Annotated in this window: 18 protein-coding genes; 6 read left to right on the top strand and 12 right to left on the bottom strand. The window is 35.6% G+C overall.

The window, feature by feature from the left end; translation table 11 throughout:
* Window positions 1–156: 156 nt before the first annotated feature.
* Window positions 157–615, bottom strand: coding sequence for a JAB domain-containing protein (locus ACRBBL_RS06350; RefSeq protein WP_431368184.1), 459 nt, complete (start codon window positions 613–615; stop codon window positions 157–159).
* Between the two features lie 250 nt (window positions 616–865).
* Between ACRBBL_RS06350 and ACRBBL_RS06345 the strand changes: the two genes are divergently transcribed.
* Window positions 866–2410, top strand: a complete 1545-nt coding sequence (locus ACRBBL_RS06345) for a hypothetical protein (protein WP_431368183.1) — start codon at window positions 866–868, stop codon at window positions 2408–2410.
* A gap of 7 nt (window positions 2411–2417) precedes the next feature.
* On the top strand, window positions 2418–3020 hold the full coding sequence (locus ACRBBL_RS06340; protein WP_431368182.1) for a DUF6705 family protein: 603 nt from the start codon (window positions 2418–2420) through the stop codon (window positions 3018–3020).
* A 49-nt stretch (window positions 3021–3069) separates the two neighbouring features.
* Here ACRBBL_RS06340 and ACRBBL_RS06335 read toward each other — a convergent pair whose 3' ends face one another.
* A complete protein-coding gene (locus tag ACRBBL_RS06335) occupies window positions 3070–3486 on the bottom strand; it encodes a hypothetical protein (RefSeq protein WP_431368181.1) in 417 nt (138 codons plus the stop codon).
* A 367-nt stretch (window positions 3487–3853) separates the two neighbouring features.
* A complete protein-coding gene (locus ACRBBL_RS06330) occupies window positions 3854–5494 on the bottom strand; it encodes a recombinase family protein (protein ID WP_431368180.1) in 1641 nt (546 codons plus the stop codon).
* A 474-nt stretch (window positions 5495–5968) separates the two neighbouring features.
* Here ACRBBL_RS06330 and ACRBBL_RS06325 point away from each other — a divergent pair, with 474 nt between their 5' ends.
* Window positions 5969–6232, top strand: coding sequence for a type II toxin-antitoxin system ParD family antitoxin (locus ACRBBL_RS06325; RefSeq protein ID WP_431368179.1), 264 nt, complete (start codon window positions 5969–5971; stop codon window positions 6230–6232).
* A 30-nt stretch (window positions 6233–6262) separates the two neighbouring features.
* The gene (locus ACRBBL_RS06320; protein ID WP_431368178.1) at window positions 6263–6544 is read left to right on the top strand and encodes a type II toxin-antitoxin system RelE/ParE family toxin; all 282 of its coding nucleotides are present in this window, start codon (window positions 6263–6265) and stop codon (window positions 6542–6544) included.
* 4 nt (window positions 6545–6548) lie between these two features.
* Here ACRBBL_RS06320 and ACRBBL_RS06315 read toward each other — a convergent pair whose 3' ends face one another.
* The 5 genes from ACRBBL_RS06315 to ACRBBL_RS06295 all read right to left on the bottom strand — a co-directional run bounded on the left by ACRBBL_RS06315 (window position 6549) and on the right by ACRBBL_RS06295 (window position 9673).
* Complete coding sequence (locus tag ACRBBL_RS06315; RefSeq protein ID WP_431368177.1) at window positions 6549–6950, bottom strand: hypothetical protein; 402 nt, start codon at window positions 6948–6950, stop codon at window positions 6549–6551.
* Window positions 6947–7684, bottom strand: coding sequence for an N-6 DNA methylase (locus tag ACRBBL_RS06310; protein WP_431368176.1), 738 nt, complete (start codon window positions 7682–7684; stop codon window positions 6947–6949). Before ACRBBL_RS06310 ends, ACRBBL_RS06315 begins: the two co-directional genes overlap by 4 nt.
* Entirely contained in the window at window positions 7668–8588 is a 921-nt protein-coding gene (locus ACRBBL_RS06305) for an ArdC family protein (protein WP_431368175.1), read from the bottom strand. Before ACRBBL_RS06305 ends, ACRBBL_RS06310 begins: the two co-directional genes overlap by 17 nt.
* 73 nt (window positions 8589–8661) lie before the next feature.
* Window positions 8662–9093, bottom strand: coding sequence for a single-stranded DNA-binding protein (locus ACRBBL_RS06300; protein ID WP_431368174.1), 432 nt, complete (start codon window positions 9091–9093; stop codon window positions 8662–8664).
* Between the two features lie 262 nt (window positions 9094–9355).
* Window positions 9356–9673 (bottom strand): hypothetical protein, encoded by a 318-nt coding sequence (locus ACRBBL_RS06295; protein ID WP_431368173.1) that lies wholly within the window; start codon window positions 9671–9673, stop codon window positions 9356–9358.
* Window positions 9674–9961: 288 nt separating this feature from the next.
* Here ACRBBL_RS06295 and ACRBBL_RS06290 point away from each other — a divergent pair, with 288 nt between their 5' ends.
* The gene (locus tag ACRBBL_RS06290) at window positions 9962–11836 is read left to right on the top strand and encodes a hypothetical protein (protein WP_431368172.1); all 1875 of its coding nucleotides are present in this window, start codon (window positions 9962–9964) and stop codon (window positions 11834–11836) included.
* A gap of 50 nt (window positions 11837–11886) precedes the next feature.
* Here the strand turns inward: ACRBBL_RS06290 and ACRBBL_RS06285 are convergent, their stop codons facing one another.
* Together ACRBBL_RS06285 and mazE are read right to left on the bottom strand one after the other, a co-directional pair.
* A complete protein-coding gene (locus tag ACRBBL_RS06285) occupies window positions 11887–12228 on the bottom strand; it encodes a type II toxin-antitoxin system PemK/MazF family toxin (protein WP_431368171.1) in 342 nt (113 codons plus the stop codon).
* Complete coding sequence (gene mazE, locus ACRBBL_RS06280) at window positions 12229–12450, bottom strand: type II toxin-antitoxin system MazE family antitoxin (RefSeq protein ID WP_431368170.1); 222 nt, start codon at window positions 12448–12450, stop codon at window positions 12229–12231.
* Window positions 12451–12594: 144 nt separating this feature from the next.
* Here mazE and ACRBBL_RS06275 point away from each other — a divergent pair, with 144 nt between their 5' ends.
* A complete protein-coding gene (locus tag ACRBBL_RS06275) occupies window positions 12595–13392 on the top strand; it encodes a hypothetical protein (protein ID WP_431368169.1) in 798 nt (265 codons plus the stop codon).
* On the opposite strand, the gene ACRBBL_RS06270 is transcribed toward ACRBBL_RS06275, so the two are convergent.
* The gene (locus ACRBBL_RS06270) at window positions 13389–13838 is read right to left on the bottom strand and encodes a hypothetical protein (protein WP_431368168.1); all 450 of its coding nucleotides are present in this window, start codon (window positions 13836–13838) and stop codon (window positions 13389–13391) included. The two genes, ACRBBL_RS06275 and ACRBBL_RS06270, sit on opposite strands and share 4 nt — an antisense overlap.
* Window positions 13835–14212, bottom strand: coding sequence for a hypothetical protein (locus ACRBBL_RS06265; RefSeq protein WP_431368167.1), 378 nt, complete (start codon window positions 14210–14212; stop codon window positions 13835–13837). Before ACRBBL_RS06265 ends, ACRBBL_RS06270 begins: the two co-directional genes overlap by 4 nt.
* Between the last annotated feature and the right edge of the window lie 599 nt (window positions 14213–14811).

Here is a 14811-nt window from a genome sequence, read left to right as displayed (position 1 = left end):
CTTTAACTAATGTTTCCATGTCTTTTAATGATTTATCTAAAAATAAGAAACGTGATGCAATAATCCTTACGGCTTTCCGTATTGCGATATAGTTTTTGATATGAACAAAAAAACAGACTATTTAAAGCCTGCTCTTATGTTGTGTAATCAATCGTTCTACATCATATTCTCATCTGCAAAACTGTAATAGTTATCTTCTGTAATAATAAGGTGATCGATGAGTTTGATGTCTAGCATTTCGCCAGCATTTTGTATTTTTTTCGTTATAGCTTTATCTGCGCCAGATGGTTTTAATGTGCCAGATGGATGATTGTGTACCATTATCATTGCGACAGAATTTGACAATAATGCGGCTTGTAATACAACCCTAATATCAACCAACGTACCTGTTATTCCTCCTATGCTTATAAGATAATAGCCTGTTATACGATTAGAATTATTGAGATAAAGCGCGTACATGTGCTCTCTGTGATTGATCTGTTCGATTGGAAAGAATTTACGAATGCATTCATTTACCTGTCGTGAGCTTGTGATTTTTTCAAGTTCAACATTTTGTTGTTTAGTATAATGAAGTTGAATTTCTCCGATTAGATTTTTTGAATTTGTGATTATCATGTGTGCCAAATTTTAGTGAGACAATTATTTGGCAAGCAAACAATCTTGAAAAGCGTACATAACACAAGGGTTTCGCTTACGAAACCCTTGTGGTTTTACGCCAAGATTAGCTTTGACAAAGAATTGGAGAAACGGATTTGGGCAACAGAAAAGATTTTAAAAACAATAGGAGTATTACGCTTATATGAAATATTACAAGGAAGTATACTTTTTTCTTATATTTGAACGTTTAAAAATAAACATTAAATAAATGAGCCAAAAACAAAAGTATATCTTTTGGGCGCTATTTCTAACGGTTGGAATGTTCTTTAATGCCTGTCAAAAGGATTATGTTGAAGATATTCCAAGTGAAAGTGACCTTAAAGATTTTCCCTTCACATCAAGACTTATTGCAAAGAGTGAATATCAACAGAACCAAAATCTTGTTGGTCGTTTGCAATCTTTTACATCCGTAAAAGGTGATCAACCAATTTTTCAGAAAGACCATTATGATGCACAAAATGAGATCACAGTTCATACAAATCAAGCCAAGTATATAGAATATGCGAATGGCAATTTACATTCCTACACATTCAAAATTTCACGCACAGATTCGAGCGAAATTGAAAACCTGACCTTAGCTTTAAATGCAGATACGGGTGAGTATGATGCCTATTTGGTACAGTATGTGTTAGATGATACGCAAACTGACGAGTTAATGACGTACAATCATATTAGTACATATTACAGCGCAAGCATAACGCCGCTTGAAGGTGATTTTTCAGACCTTTTGAATAAATCAACTGGGCAACCTTGTGATTATCAAATAACGACTTACCACACAATTCCAATAGGTACGACGTATGAATTTCAAGAGGGTGATACATGTGATCATCCTCCGGGGAGCGAAGGTGGTACATGCTACGTATATACAGTGATTGAAATTATTTGCCCCGAAGATGTGCCAAATATTGATCCCAATACATCTACTGGTGCGGTTGATAATAATAATTCAAGCGATAATACAAGTACAAGTGGTGGCGGCGGAAATAGTAATAGCGGAACAGATAATGATCTACCAAACGATCCAGATGTTGTGACTCAACCATTTTTTGATCTAAATGAACAAAATGACCTTAATAAATTAAGAGAAATTTCTGCAACACCTATTATCAAAGCAAGATTGGACGATTTTAGAGCAAGAGTTAGTACTGATTTTCTAGAAAGAGCAAGTGAGTTTAGAACTCAAGCAGATGGTACTTATTATGAGCATCAAATATCACAAGATTCGTTAGAATTTAGTGGTTCGCGTTTTTCTGCGCCATTGACGAATTCAAAAGTACGTGTGCATTTGCATCATGATAATGTGAATGCTGATGGCGAAGCTATAGCGCCGGTACCAAGTGCGGAAGATGTGTTTGGTATGTCAGATTTTTTCAAAGAAAAAGTCAATTTTAATGCCAGTGACAGTTTGGATATAGTTTCAATTGTGGTTTCAAGAAGAGATTTATACGCATTTAAAATTAGAGATGCAGAAAAAGTTTCTAAATTTAGAGAAGATTTAGATAGAATTTTTATAGTTGATGGAGATCCCAAAAAGTATAGTGAAATTCTTGAAGAAGCATATAAAAAAGATGTCGAAAATAGGGTAGTCAAATATTGTCAAAGTCAAGGCGGTTGTTCGCCAGCGCTTGAAGAGGCGGTATGGGAAAGTTATTTTTTACAGTATTTACAGCGACTAGATAGTGGACTTAGTTTTTTCCGCGCATTTCATAATCCTCAAACCGATACCTACGATTGGCAACCTTTAAATTAAATAAACTATGAAAAAAATAAATAAAACAATAAGGATTACAGCTATATTATCCTTGCTCTTTTGTGCTTTTATGTCCGCGCAAAATGAGGTTATTGTTCCATTAGAAGAACAATATTCAAATATATATACAGATGATCAAGTGATTTATTTCAAAGATGTCAATAATACATTGGATAAATATGTTGGTACATGGAAATATGAAGATGCAAATCACTTTTTGCAAATACAAGTAACAAAAAAAGAGCATGTTTCTAAGGGTGTTCCGGGTTTGTATAATAATCCACACTTTGAAGATTACATTTCTATAGATATGCTATATAAATATAATGGCGTGACTAAATATACCTATCAAAATACATTAATGCGGGGTAATGCCATAGAAAGCGCAAATTCAGTAGAACTTATTTATAATGAACCAAGCCTTACTAGTTGTTACAGGAAAAAGCAGGCTGATTTATTATTACAATATGTTTCCAGCGGGTTTAATACACAATTGATATGGACTAGAACAAGACGTTTACCAAATGGTCTTTGGAAATGTCCTGATGGAACAGAAATAGACAATTCAGATTTTTTAATTCCTGCAAACCTTACACTAACAAAACAATAACAAAAGCCACTCATTCGAGTGGCTTTTTGTATTAAGCGTTTTTGATTTTTTACAATTCAAACTCCATGAGTTGCTTTTCAAGTTCAGCTTTTCGCTCTTCTAACGTTTGTTGGAGCGTATTAGCCACTAGCATGATTAAATTGCTATTTGTCGTCTTGAACTCAATTCCGCTAGCATCGATAAGGGAGAAAGAATTTGATCCTCCTGTGTTGTAATTGAAGCGTGTTAAGCTTGATAAAGTTTCTACTAAACGTTCTCTTTGACTAGCAACCCCTTTTAATTTTTCTAGCCGATGAATACGCTCATCAAGATTTACAGGTTGCTTTTGTGGTTTAGCCTCTGGTTTTTGCGCTGTTCCATTTGTGGGTTTGGTCGCGTCCTGCGCTAATTTTTTTGTTACTGTGCGCTTTACTACTGTTGTTTCTTTTTTCGCGCTTCCATTTTGTTTTACTGCTGTTGTTGCCATTTTGTTAAAGTTTAAATTATTAAATTGTTTTCGTGCTTTGGCGGATATTGTGGCAATCGCCAAAACATGGCATTGATTGCGGTGGTGGCTGGATAAGGCAAGGCATTGAGGTTATTTTTTTAATAGAAAAAATGTTCCAATCCCAACGGGTTTAGCCTTGCAAGCGGGCAAAGGCGAACGCTAAATTTGCCAACTGGTTTGCCGATTTGACCACAATAGACAATGCATGATTTCAATGGATTTAAGCTTTTAATTCATTCCACAGACACGTGAAATGGTGTCTAAAAAATAAGCAACAAACTATGTAGCCGTTTTGACTATTGAATGCAGAATGCTTTAAAATCAGCACCACTTTCCATGAGTATGCCTAAAAATCATCCATAACTATTTTTGAATTTGGATTGACTGTTTTTATAAAATTCTCTTCTACTAGGGAGGATATATCAGCAGGATTAGTTCGTAGACTGTCTACTAGGGCGCACCATTGACTATCATCAGTGCATTTGATGAACTGGTCGAAGGGTTTTTTCATTGTATAACAAAGGGTTGCGCCTTTTAAATTTAGGTTCGAAAACATGAAATTTACGAGTCTTCGTTTTTGTTCAACAGTCGAACCTTTAAATAAATCATAAGCTTGTGAGGCAAGGTCAATAAGGGATATAAGTGTTTCTTTGAAATTATCGTCTCCATTACGATTCTCTTTTAATTGTAGATCAATTTCATCCAACCTTTCTTTTAGAGCTGTTTTCTTTCTTGTAAAATCGTCACTGTCAATTATGCGTTCAAGTAATAATTCCATCAAAGAATCAAGCTTTACTAGAATGGAATCTTGTTCTTTGAGCAATTCCTTACGGTGTCTGCGCACAAACTCACGTTCAGTATAATCAACTTCACGGATATATTTGATAACGTTTGCAAGTTGTGGTTCAGGAATAGTGAGTTTTTTGAATACTTCTTCGACTTGTTCCAGTACTTTTTCTTCTCTGATCCACATTTTTTTATCAGGATTATCGGGATTCCAACATACCAAATATGTCCATTGCGCCACTTTACCGCTTTTATAGGTTCTTTTCTTTGTATCTGCGGTAACGGTGCGTCCTGTCGTGGCGCATTGTAATAAGCCTCTGAATACAAATTCTTTTGAGGCATATTGAAAAGGTTTTTTGTTCCACCCTTGCATCACAGCTTGGCATTTATCAAATATTTCTTTTGATATAATAGGTTCATAGCGGTGAGGATAAAGCTGTCCCTTTATGCGCATTTTTCCGTGATAAAAAGGATTATTTAGGACTTTATGAATATATGATTTTTTTAAATGAGACTTTTTCCCTCTTATATTTCTTAAATCCCATTTTTTGCAAAGGATTTCCATTTCAGAGAGCGTTCTACCACCTTCTGCGTAGGTCAAAAAAAGCTTTCTAATCATGGGGGCGCGATCTTTATCAATGATGATATTTGATTTTCCGTTTTCATCGCGAATATTAAGATATCCAACAGGCGCCGCGCCGCACCATTCACCAATACGTATTTTATGCTCTTGCGAGCGTTTTACATTGTCTCTCATGCTGTCAACAAAAGATTGAGCCATCATAACACTCATGGACCACATCATACGTTCGTGCGATGTAGAGGTTTGATGAATGATTTGATTTTCAGTGTTGAAATGAAGTTCTAATCGCCCTTCTTGAATTAATCCATCCAGCATAGGGTATTCACGAAATGACCGTTGTAATCTATCAACTTTATCAGAAACCAGAGCAATAGGCTTTTTTTGTTTTTTGATGTAGGTAATCATCTCCATAAATTTTTTGCGATCACCTACTGTTGAACTTTCCGTAATTTCAAATGTATTTAGGATTTGTAGATTCTTACGAATGCAATAGGTTTCTAATCGATGTTTCTGAGCATCGATAGAGTAGCCGTCTTCTTGTTCTTTTGAAGAGACCCTAGCAAGAATGATAGCACATTTTGCTTCTTTTCTTTTAGGAAAATTAATCACTGTGTTCATGCTCTACATTGTACATTTTATCACGCTTGATCTCAAGTAAGGTTTGCATGAAACCAATGAAATTACGAGCGGCTTTATGAGCTTCGCAAGGATGAATTTTATGCTCATAAAGTGTATGCATATCAGTCACTATATTGTCATATTTCTTATCACATGACGGCTTTTTGGTATTGGACATTAAGTCTTTCTGTATGTGTTTTTGGGAAAAGTGGGAAAGTCAAAAAGGGTTCATATGCGGTTCATGAACCGTAAGAATTTCTAAGGGGATACCCTCTTAGACGTGATGTCTGTCAGTTAGTTTTTTTTGAAGGAAAAGTAAGTTGAACCGTTTACGGGATGAAGCTTTAGATTTTAGTATAGTGCTGGATAGAAGTGATTTATTAACATTAATTAGGTTTAAGAAGATTGAAAAATAATACTAAGTATTGTATAGTTATTATTAGGGTTTGAATAAGTTATTAAAGGAGTATCCAGATGACGAGTATTTCAAAAAATGTAAGTTTTTCACTAGGTGAGCATGATCGCTCATTTATCCAAAGCCAAGTTGAGTATGGTCGTTTTGGAAATCGTACTGAAGTTGTTAGAGCTGGATTAAGGCTTTTAGAAGACTATGAGAATGGACAGCGTTTAAAGCGTTTGCGCGCTGAAATTACAATGGGCGATGATGATGTTAGAAAAAATCGTTTAACGCACTACGAAAGCGCAGAGGCTTTGATGAATGATATAATAGCTGATTAAGGAGATTATATTATTCAACCGTTACAATTAGTGTTAACAGACACCGCAAAAAATGATCTTAGAAATATAAAGGATTACATTACGCAAAGTAGTAATAAAGCGGTAGCACAGGGTTTTATCAAAGAACTTTCGAATAAGCTTAAAACACTTTCTGATAATAGTGTTCAAGGCTCCCCGCGTGATTGGGTTAGTGTTGGCTTGCGTGTCTTCGTGTATAAAGAACGCTGTTTCTATTTTCGTATAATAGATAATAAAATGATTGTGCTTCGTATTTTAAATGTAAAACAAGATGTTACAGCACAAATTTTTTAGGTGTTTAGTCAAACAAGTCTGGCTGCTGATATAAAAGCTCATTTATATATTTAAGGTTAGAAAATTCATTATAGATATGATTTTTTTTAAGGCTGATGGCTACATGAACGCCTTCGCATGTGGGCTGATGATTTTTAGGCAGTTTGTTTCTGTATCTGTGTAGTGCTAAGGCGCATTCACGATAGCGGTTGATATCACGTTTTAGATTTATAATAGTTTCAGATTTTAAAGCTTTAAGCTTATCGCTTTTTCCAAAATATTTTTTAATGGTATCTCGCCGATACCCTCTGTAATCAGATGCGTTTGCTTCGTTCCAAATTTCTTTTATAGATAAAACTTTACCGCCTAAAACGTAGTGCCAAGGATGGCCAGTACTGTAAGTCATTTGTTTAATTCCTATTTTCAAAAAAACGTAAGTTGATCGCCTGAAAATTTGATTTCATCAGGCTCTTTTGATTTTAAATCAATATCCTTCCGCACGGGTGGTGTAGACCAGATTTGAGATTGTTCTGCTTCGATTGGTGCAATTCCGATACCGTTTGTATTGATATGCCAGCCTCCGTAAAATTTCATTGAAAGGCTGTTCATCCATGCGACTTCGCCGCGCAGACCATTCATGAAGAAATTCAGGGTTGCCATTTTTGCGCAGGTGTTTGAATTGTCGGCTCCAAAAAAGTAATTTTTTGGATTGAGCTTCGCGCCGCTTAATAATAAACGCCCAGAGCCGCAAGCGGGATCATGAACACGCTTGTTGAATTCTCCATCGTCACCACTAAGCTGCATTTGCGCCATCATGTCGCAAATTGGTTCGGGCGTAAAATATTGCCCGTTTTGACCTTTAGTAATGTCTTGCATAAAGAACTCGCCCAGAATATCAGAGTACGGGTTTTGCGCAGCGTTAAGCTGTAAAATACCAATTGCCTTTGCGAACTCATTCAAGTTCTCACGTGCGTAGGGTTTGATCGTGTTCATATATAAGGCTTCGTTATCCTCATCTTTATCGCGCAACTGGCTTTGAAGATTTGTGCGGTGAAAACTGCAAATTGACATTGTTAAAAGATCATTAAAAACTTTGGAAAGCTCGAACTTTCGCCCCATACCATGCATGATTTTAGAAAATTCATTAAAAGAATGTTTCATAGTTTTGCGCCTCCACATTTAGATCATTCAAATAATCGACTGACTTCATAGCTTGCGCAGCGGCCTTAAAAACATGTGTTTTGTCGTTTTTAAGAGCCTTTAACCAAGATTTGATATAGATAGCATGATCAGGCGCTTGGGTCTGCGAAATGCCATATTGTGCGCATAAAAACGCCGCGCCAAGCTCGGCTATAAGTTCCTCAAATGCATAACTGTTTTCGTTCGTTGTTAAATCATCCCATGCTCTATTGAGGCGATGCTCCGCGCCCGTCCAATGGGTTAGTTCATGAAGCAGTGTTGAATAATAATTTTCTGTGGCACTTGCATTTTTTGTGTCAAGAAATGAGGCGGTGGGCGGCATGTTGATGCAATCTTTTTTCGGGCTGTAATATGCGCCGTTTTTATTGCCTCGAATATCTGCGCCCGTGCCTTTGCAAAATGCATCGACTAAATCTATGCGCCGAACTTTATCAATTTGTGACGGCAGTGAACCGCCCGTGTAATTGTAATTATCGACCTGATTGGCATTAAAAACGCTATAGGTTCTAAGCAACGGAACTTTATGTTCTTGGATATTTCCGTTTGCATCTTTTTCGGAATTTATAAGCGTTTTGTAGAAAATTATGCGGCTGCCTTTTTCACCTTTTCTGACATTTGCACCGGCTTCTCTCCATTGATTGAAGGTCGCCCATTCATTAGAAGTGAAGCCTTTTGATTCTTGATTAAACCAGAGCGAGAGAATATTTACGCCTTGATATTGATTGCCTGTGGTGGGGTTTTCAGGTATGCCTTGCGCGGCGAGTCCTGCAAAAGGTGGTTCATAGTCATCGATACGTACCGTTTCTAAAAGCCCTATGATTTGATCGGTAATTTGTTCGCGGATATCTGTTTTTTGTGAAGTCATTTTTAATGCTCCTATTGTTGGAATGAAAAAAGAAACGGAAGCAGAATTATTTATCTGCTCCCGTAAATGGAAGTTAAGGCGCGGTTGGATTGGGTTGATTTTCGCTCTCGCTTTTTTGTTTTTTTAATGTGACTTGATAGGCAAAAGTTGTGGTTTCTGTTTTGCGGTAGCCCTCGGGCGTGTCAAACCCTTGCGTCGCGTCTTCACCTTTGAAGTAAACCCAATCACCTTTTTTAAGAGATTTTGCGGTTTCAAATGCGTCCGTTAAATTGCTTGAAACAAGCGCGCCGAAATAATTGACGTTTGATTTTACTTCGCCGTCGCTGCCTAAAAATTGCTTGTTTGCAGCAATTCTGAACTTAACGAATTTACCATCAGCAATGGTTTGCGCATCTTGCACTAAACGCCCAGATTTCATAGATATATTGGTGTCCGCAAAAAGCTTTTGTTCCTCCTGATTTGTTGTAGTTGAGGTTTGGTTTTCAGTTTTTGTGTTGTTTGACATTTTAATATCCTTTCATGTCTTTGGTTTTCGGTTCTTTGAAGCACTGCACCAAGCGTTAGCGCGGTGGGGCGCTTGCATAAGAACCAATGGTTACAATTTTATGGGTGTGCGAAGGCCTGGCCTTAAAAAACGAGGGGGATCACCTGATTTTTTTTCAGATTGATATAATCAAATAATAAAAAAATTGGGGATACGGTTTTTAAGCTCGTGAGCGTTAGCGAAGCCTTAGCCGAGTGAGGGCGAAGCCCTTAAAAACATAGGGTTAGCAGAACTGGCGCAGTGTTTCGGCGGCGGTAAGGATTAAATCTATGTTTGGGATTTTTTCACCTTTGGTGAGTTGATTGAAGATGATCAATGAATAGCGATCAAGTGCGGAAGTTACATCTGGAGATTTATAAAGCTCGGATAAATTCAAGACCGTATAGAACATACGCGCCGCTTCAGAGCAGAATGTAAAGATGGTTTCTCCGTCTTTACTAAATTCAATTTTATCTTCGATTTCAAATAGATACTCAGGGTTTTTAAATAACTCAGACGCAATATGGTTTCTGATATTGTTGTAGAAAATATGATGACTCATACTCAGTCGTTACCTTTCGTTTTGGTTTGGAAAAAGTTTCTGACGTAAATCGCTACGTCATGAAGCTCGGTTTGATAGTGATTGGTTTTTGATTGGTCAAGAAAAAGAATAAAATGTGTGCATGTGTATGCGTAATTTCTAATATAGAAAGAGATTTTTGCTGTTTTCTTAAATATATCTTTGCTTTACGGGAAACCACAAAGATTACGTTATCAATTTTTGTAGTATTGGTTAAATGTTAATACCAAATTTTTTTGATCGATTTATTTACGCTAAAATTCTACAGCCATGATAACGAAACTTACCTCTCTATCTTTTTTACTGTTCTTATTTATTCATTTTAATATTAATGCTCAATCAAAAAAGAATGACTCTTTAAATCAAACACAAAACAAAGGTTTAAAACAAGATAATAACAACAATGATAATAATACTGATGATTTAAGACTTAGCAATCTTGACCCCCGTCAGTATATCGAGATTTATGAGATCAAAGGAAAAAAGAAAATACCTATTTGGTCTTATCAACAAGACGCTATGACCGTAAATCAGGAAAGAAAAATTCTTGATACTAAAAGTAAAATCAAAATTGAATTTTTAAAAGAGCAAATTGTTCAAAATTTGGATTTTAAAGGAACTATTTCTATTGAAGGAAAACTCGTTAGTAGAACAGGAGCAGAAGACCCTGTTGAAGTTCTGCCCTATTCTAGAATAGGACAAGAAAAGACGAAAATAGGTATTACAAATCGTCCACCTAAAGAGATTGCTACAGTTTTTGTAAACTTAATTATTGAATGTTTAAAAACTAATAAGAAAATTTCTGAGACACAAATTACTAATTCTAAGTATGAATCACCTATTAAACGGTTAAAGGAATATATTGGAGAACTTTCTTTGGATATTACGGATGAAGAAGATTATGAATACTATGCACCTATATTTTTCAGTATAGATTCAGACCCGCCAGACATTGGTAATAAAACAGAATTAGAAAAATTTAAAGCAATATTGAAGGCCTTTGAAAAAGTGGACTCAAATATAATTAATAATTATCCAGCTATTTTTATTGATGCAAAAAAATTTAAGGCTAATGAACCTGAGATTGACAAAAAAAATTTCATGGCAGGATTAAATATTTTTCTTCAAAGGGTACTCGAAAAAGCCAAATTAGAAAAAAGTTCTGATTTTTTAATATTCAGAAGTAAAATACGTGATTTTAATTCCAGTCTTAAAATAATATTAAATTATATAGATTATTTTAAAAAATCTGGTGAAGAAGCAGAAGATGCTTTTCTTTTAACAATTAAACTTGATCATATAGCCTTAGATAGAATCGAAAATAATCTTAAATTAATATCAGAAGATTTAACAGATTATTTATTAAAAAACACTGATTCTGTAGGTAAAGTTGATTCAAGGGTTGAAGCGAAATATATTCAAGCTACGAGTGAGATACAAAGATTAACTCAAATACAAGGCACCGAAATAGGTGAATTAGAGCAGTTAGGTTATTTATTTGATAACAAAGCTTACAGTGCAAGTGATGCTAAAATAAAAAAAGAAGCGATTGATATACTATCTCTAGCTGCAAGCAAGATTATTTATAGAGAATTAGATTATGCTACGATAGATTTACAAAAAGAGCGAGGACAAGAAGGAGATTTCTTGTATATGTACCTAGTTCTTGAAGAGAGTGAACGTCGATCAGGTAGTAGCAGTAATATAATTCAAAAAATACTACCCATCGGTACTTATGAATTAAGAAATACTGAATGGGAGGTCAAAGTCGCGGATTCTTTTCTACTCGTTCATCGTATAAATGAACCATCTCCTGAAAACGATAATTCACTTTCTCCAAGTAATTTTAAAGGTGCAGCAGGAATTTCTTTATTATTAACTTACCGAGGAGATGGCGAGTTGAAAAACAAGTTTTTTAATTTTTTAGAACCTTCATTTGGAATTAATGTATCTTATCTAGATTTTAGTACTGAAGATGATATTGAAGTTGGTGCAGGGTTAGTATTAGGTCTTTTTAACAATAAGATTTTTTTCACTACGGGAATAAATCTGAATAGAACTGGAATTGGTGAATCACGTCCTATGTATTGGGGTGTTGGATTTAGTTTTGCGAACTTAATAGATAAACTGTTAGTTAAAAACTAGCTGAAATTCAAATACTATAAGACATATATACAGTGTGTTTGAAATCTTATTTAACAGTAAATACTAAACACCAACTCGATTTTCTCTAAAATTAGGGCATAGAATTTTTCTTCTAATATTCCCTGTTTGTTATCAATTCGTGAAATATCAACGGCACGTATTTGCTTTAAATTAATATGGCGGTCTTTATCAAGTCCATTTTTCTTGCTTGGTTTGATATTAACAACGAATGGCCAGTCACGATGATGCGGTAGAATTGGAGCAACAAGGACTGTTCGGCTAGATTGATTAATTAAATCCGATTGTAAAATGATACAGGGGCGTTTTTTACGTGTTTCTGCGCCTTTTGTTGGGTTTAAATCCACCCACCAAATTTCAAATTGCTTATACATTTACAGACCATCCGAAAGCGTATTGTGCCATTTATCCAGCTCTTCTTGATAAGCGATATCGCTAGCTTCTTCTTCGTTAGCGCGCAATATATCCTTCTTCAACTGTCTGTTTTTTTCCTTTTTCAGAAGTTCATTTATATAGGCGCTTCTATTGTTATGAGCTTTCGCTAACAAAAAACTATAAGCTTCTTGATCTAATGTAATGGTTGCACGGTGCGTCATTTATCATACTCCTTTTTTAATTATTGTATCATACGATATCGTAATATTCAATGTCTTACTAAAGATTCTGATATGCACTAACCATTCCTTAACGCTTATATGAGACAATTGAAGTAGTAAATTCAAGATACGAGCGGTGGGTAAGTGGCAGAAACAGAGCATTCCGAATATCTTAAAAAAATAGATCACGACTATTCTGTGCGTGGTGAGACTGAGCAAATTGGACGTATTGCCACCGCCAATCATCAGCATGGAAATTCCGCTAAATCCCACCTTCAAAAACGCAGGAAACATGAACGGGAATTGCGGCATATTTTGGAGGCGCAAGATGCGCTTGAGCGTTTTGAGCATATCCTTGAGCAATTAGAAATCTACCTTGATGAATTAGAAGAGATGCAGCGTCAATCAATTGAGGCGCAAAGCCTGATTCATACGCGCGATATTGAGGGCAGTAAAAAATTCTTGATCGAATATCACAACCTTGATCCCGATGATCTGGCGGTGATGAGTGACAATGAAATTGTCGCCGTGATGATGAATATTGAGGGACAAAATCAAGATAATATTGCGCGTTTAAAATCAGAGATTAAAGACCTCGCACATGAAGCGTACTTGATTATGGGTGAGCATTTCGATGCGAATAATCCAGATCATCAAGCGATGATGAATAGATTAGAAGCGATGGAAAACCGCGCCGAAAATCTGAATACAGATTTTGATACTATTGTTGAAAATATTCATGTTGAAACGCATGGAAAATATTCAATCCTTGAGATGAAAATGGAGCAAAGCGCCAAACGCAATCTATTTTCAAAATCAGAAAGTATTTCAGATAAATTTAACTTACAAGCACTTGGTGACAGTGATTTAAACCAACAGCATGAACAAGAATTACAAATGTCAAACAGTACAGTTCAAAAACCTATTGGTATGAACCTCTAATTATTTAAAGGAATATTGTTTTTTTTACGATAATATTTAGTGAATAGATCAATGTTATTCCCTATTGTTTTAGGTGAAAATACAGACAAGGCATTGTCAGTTTCATATCGCAATCCATTGATAAAAACCCTTGTGACAGTTGGTCCTAATTCATCTGATTCTTGATAAAAAACAACCGTTTCAGTTGGATAATTGGTGTATTTAGGATTTTTAAATCCCGCCTGTAGAAGCTGTGCATATTCCTTGGCGGTATATTTCTCAGGCTCATTTTTTTTACCTTTTCCACCTAAAATAAAAAGTACAAGTGCATTATTTTTTACTGAATATGTTACCGCTGCACCATATCCACCTTCACGTACAGGCGGATTTAGGGGATCATTTTCCTGTGCGTATGTGTTGAGTGTCATGCACATAAAAACACATACGACCACTATGATTTTTTTCATGATTTTTTCTTTTTATTTTTTCTCAGTTCTGAAATCAATGTTGTGATAATGGTTATGACCACGCCAATCACACCAAACGCAATCGTGACTGCGAGTACTTTTCCTATTGTACCTAGTGCGCTTAGACCAAAGCTGGCGAATAAACAAATCTCATTACCAACAACGATATCAAATGGAAGGCCGCAGCCTTCGGTTGTGAATGTTAAAAAGCCAAAAAGAAATAGAAGAATTACAACACCTATTGCACCTAAACATCCATTTCGGCATCCTCTATCTTCTTTTTTTGCCTGTTCTCTTTTAAGTCGTCTTAGCTTTGCTTTTTCTTCTCTGGTTAATTCTTCATTATTTGTTTTTTCACTGTCTTTTTCTTCCATGACATTTGTATTTATCAATGAAACACACCGAATAAAGCGAGTATTCCCACTATCGTAAAAATCCAAAACCAAAGCTCCATTCTAATCCAGAACAAAGTGCTTAAATGCACAATTTCAACAGGTTCGCCCATATGCTTTCTGTATGCTGATTCATAAGTTTGCCTGTTCCAAATTCTGCCCATGATAAGACTGAACAACGCCGTGGCAAAAGCTGCGATAGCGACTGTGGCTTTATCATCAAACGTAAGCGGCGTGAGAAGCACTAGACACAAAAAAATTATAAAGAAGAATCTAGGAATCCATATTCCTCTTCCTGACCAAACAACCATAGTGATTTATTTTAGTTAAAAATGTATGCCGTCGCTGTAAAACAAGCTTAAAAGCATTTTTTTTGGAGAAATTTATAACTGCATTGCTGAACTTGTCCGAAAATTAGATATACTCGGACATCGCGGGTAGATTTAGCGGGGTTTTCAATGAAAAATGCGTGTGTTTTTACAACTTTGAGATAGTATTTTTGTTAAAATTGAGAAAAATCGCACTTTTTGTTTGAATATTTGACCGAATATATCTAATAATAAGACAACTATAATTAAACC

This window comes from Kordia sp., assembly GCF_050633145.1.
GTDB lineage: Bacteria > Bacteroidota > Bacteroidia > Flavobacteriales > Flavobacteriaceae > Kordia.
Note: the sequence above shows the minus strand (reverse complement) of the source record. Positions and strands in the feature narration are given on the sequence as shown.

What these genes read in the sequence shown, in the direction of transcription:
- ACRBBL_RS06290 (WP_431368172.1), top strand. Translation starts at nt 9,962, where the DNA reads ATGATAACGAAACTTACCTCTCTATCTTTTTTACTGTTCTTATTTATT.
- ACRBBL_RS06310 (WP_431368176.1), bottom strand. Translation starts at nt 7,684, where the DNA reads ATGAAACATTCTTTTAATGAATTTTCTAAAATCATGCATGGTATGGGG.
- ACRBBL_RS06305 (WP_431368175.1), bottom strand. Translation starts at nt 8,588, where the DNA reads ATGACTTCACAAAAAACAGATATCCGCGAACAAATTACCGATCAAATC.
- ACRBBL_RS06295 (WP_431368173.1), bottom strand. Translation starts at nt 9,673, where the DNA reads ATGAGTCATCATATTTTCTACAACAATATCAGAAACCATATTGCGTCT.
- ACRBBL_RS06270 (WP_431368168.1), bottom strand. Translation starts at nt 13,838, where the DNA reads ATGAAAAAAATCATAGTGGTCGTATGTGTTTTTATGTGCATGACACTC.
- ACRBBL_RS06340 (WP_431368182.1), top strand. Translation starts at nt 2,418, where the DNA reads ATGAAAAAAATAAATAAAACAATAAGGATTACAGCTATATTATCCTTG.
- ACRBBL_RS06330 (WP_431368180.1), bottom strand. Translation starts at nt 5,494, where the DNA reads ATGAACACAGTGATTAATTTTCCTAAAAGAAAAGAAGCAAAATGTGCT.
- mazE (WP_431368170.1), bottom strand. Translation starts at nt 12,450, where the DNA reads ATGACGCACCGTGCAACCATTACATTAGATCAAGAAGCTTATAGTTTT.
- ACRBBL_RS06265 (WP_431368167.1), bottom strand. Translation starts at nt 14,212, where the DNA reads ATGGAAGAAAAAGACAGTGAAAAAACAAATAATGAAGAATTAACCAGA.
- ACRBBL_RS06345 (WP_431368183.1), top strand. Translation starts at nt 866, where the DNA reads ATGAGCCAAAAACAAAAGTATATCTTTTGGGCGCTATTTCTAACGGTT.
- ACRBBL_RS06325 (WP_431368179.1), top strand. Translation starts at nt 5,969, where the DNA reads ATGACGAGTATTTCAAAAAATGTAAGTTTTTCACTAGGTGAGCATGAT.
- ACRBBL_RS06335 (WP_431368181.1), bottom strand. Translation starts at nt 3,486, where the DNA reads ATGGCAACAACAGCAGTAAAACAAAATGGAAGCGCGAAAAAAGAAACA.
- ACRBBL_RS06285 (WP_431368171.1), bottom strand. Translation starts at nt 12,228, where the DNA reads ATGTATAAGCAATTTGAAATTTGGTGGGTGGATTTAAACCCAACAAAA.
- ACRBBL_RS06350 (WP_431368184.1), bottom strand. Translation starts at nt 615, where the DNA reads ATGATAATCACAAATTCAAAAAATCTAATCGGAGAAATTCAACTTCAT.
- ACRBBL_RS06300 (WP_431368174.1), bottom strand. Translation starts at nt 9,093, where the DNA reads ATGTCAAACAACACAAAAACTGAAAACCAAACCTCAACTACAACAAAT.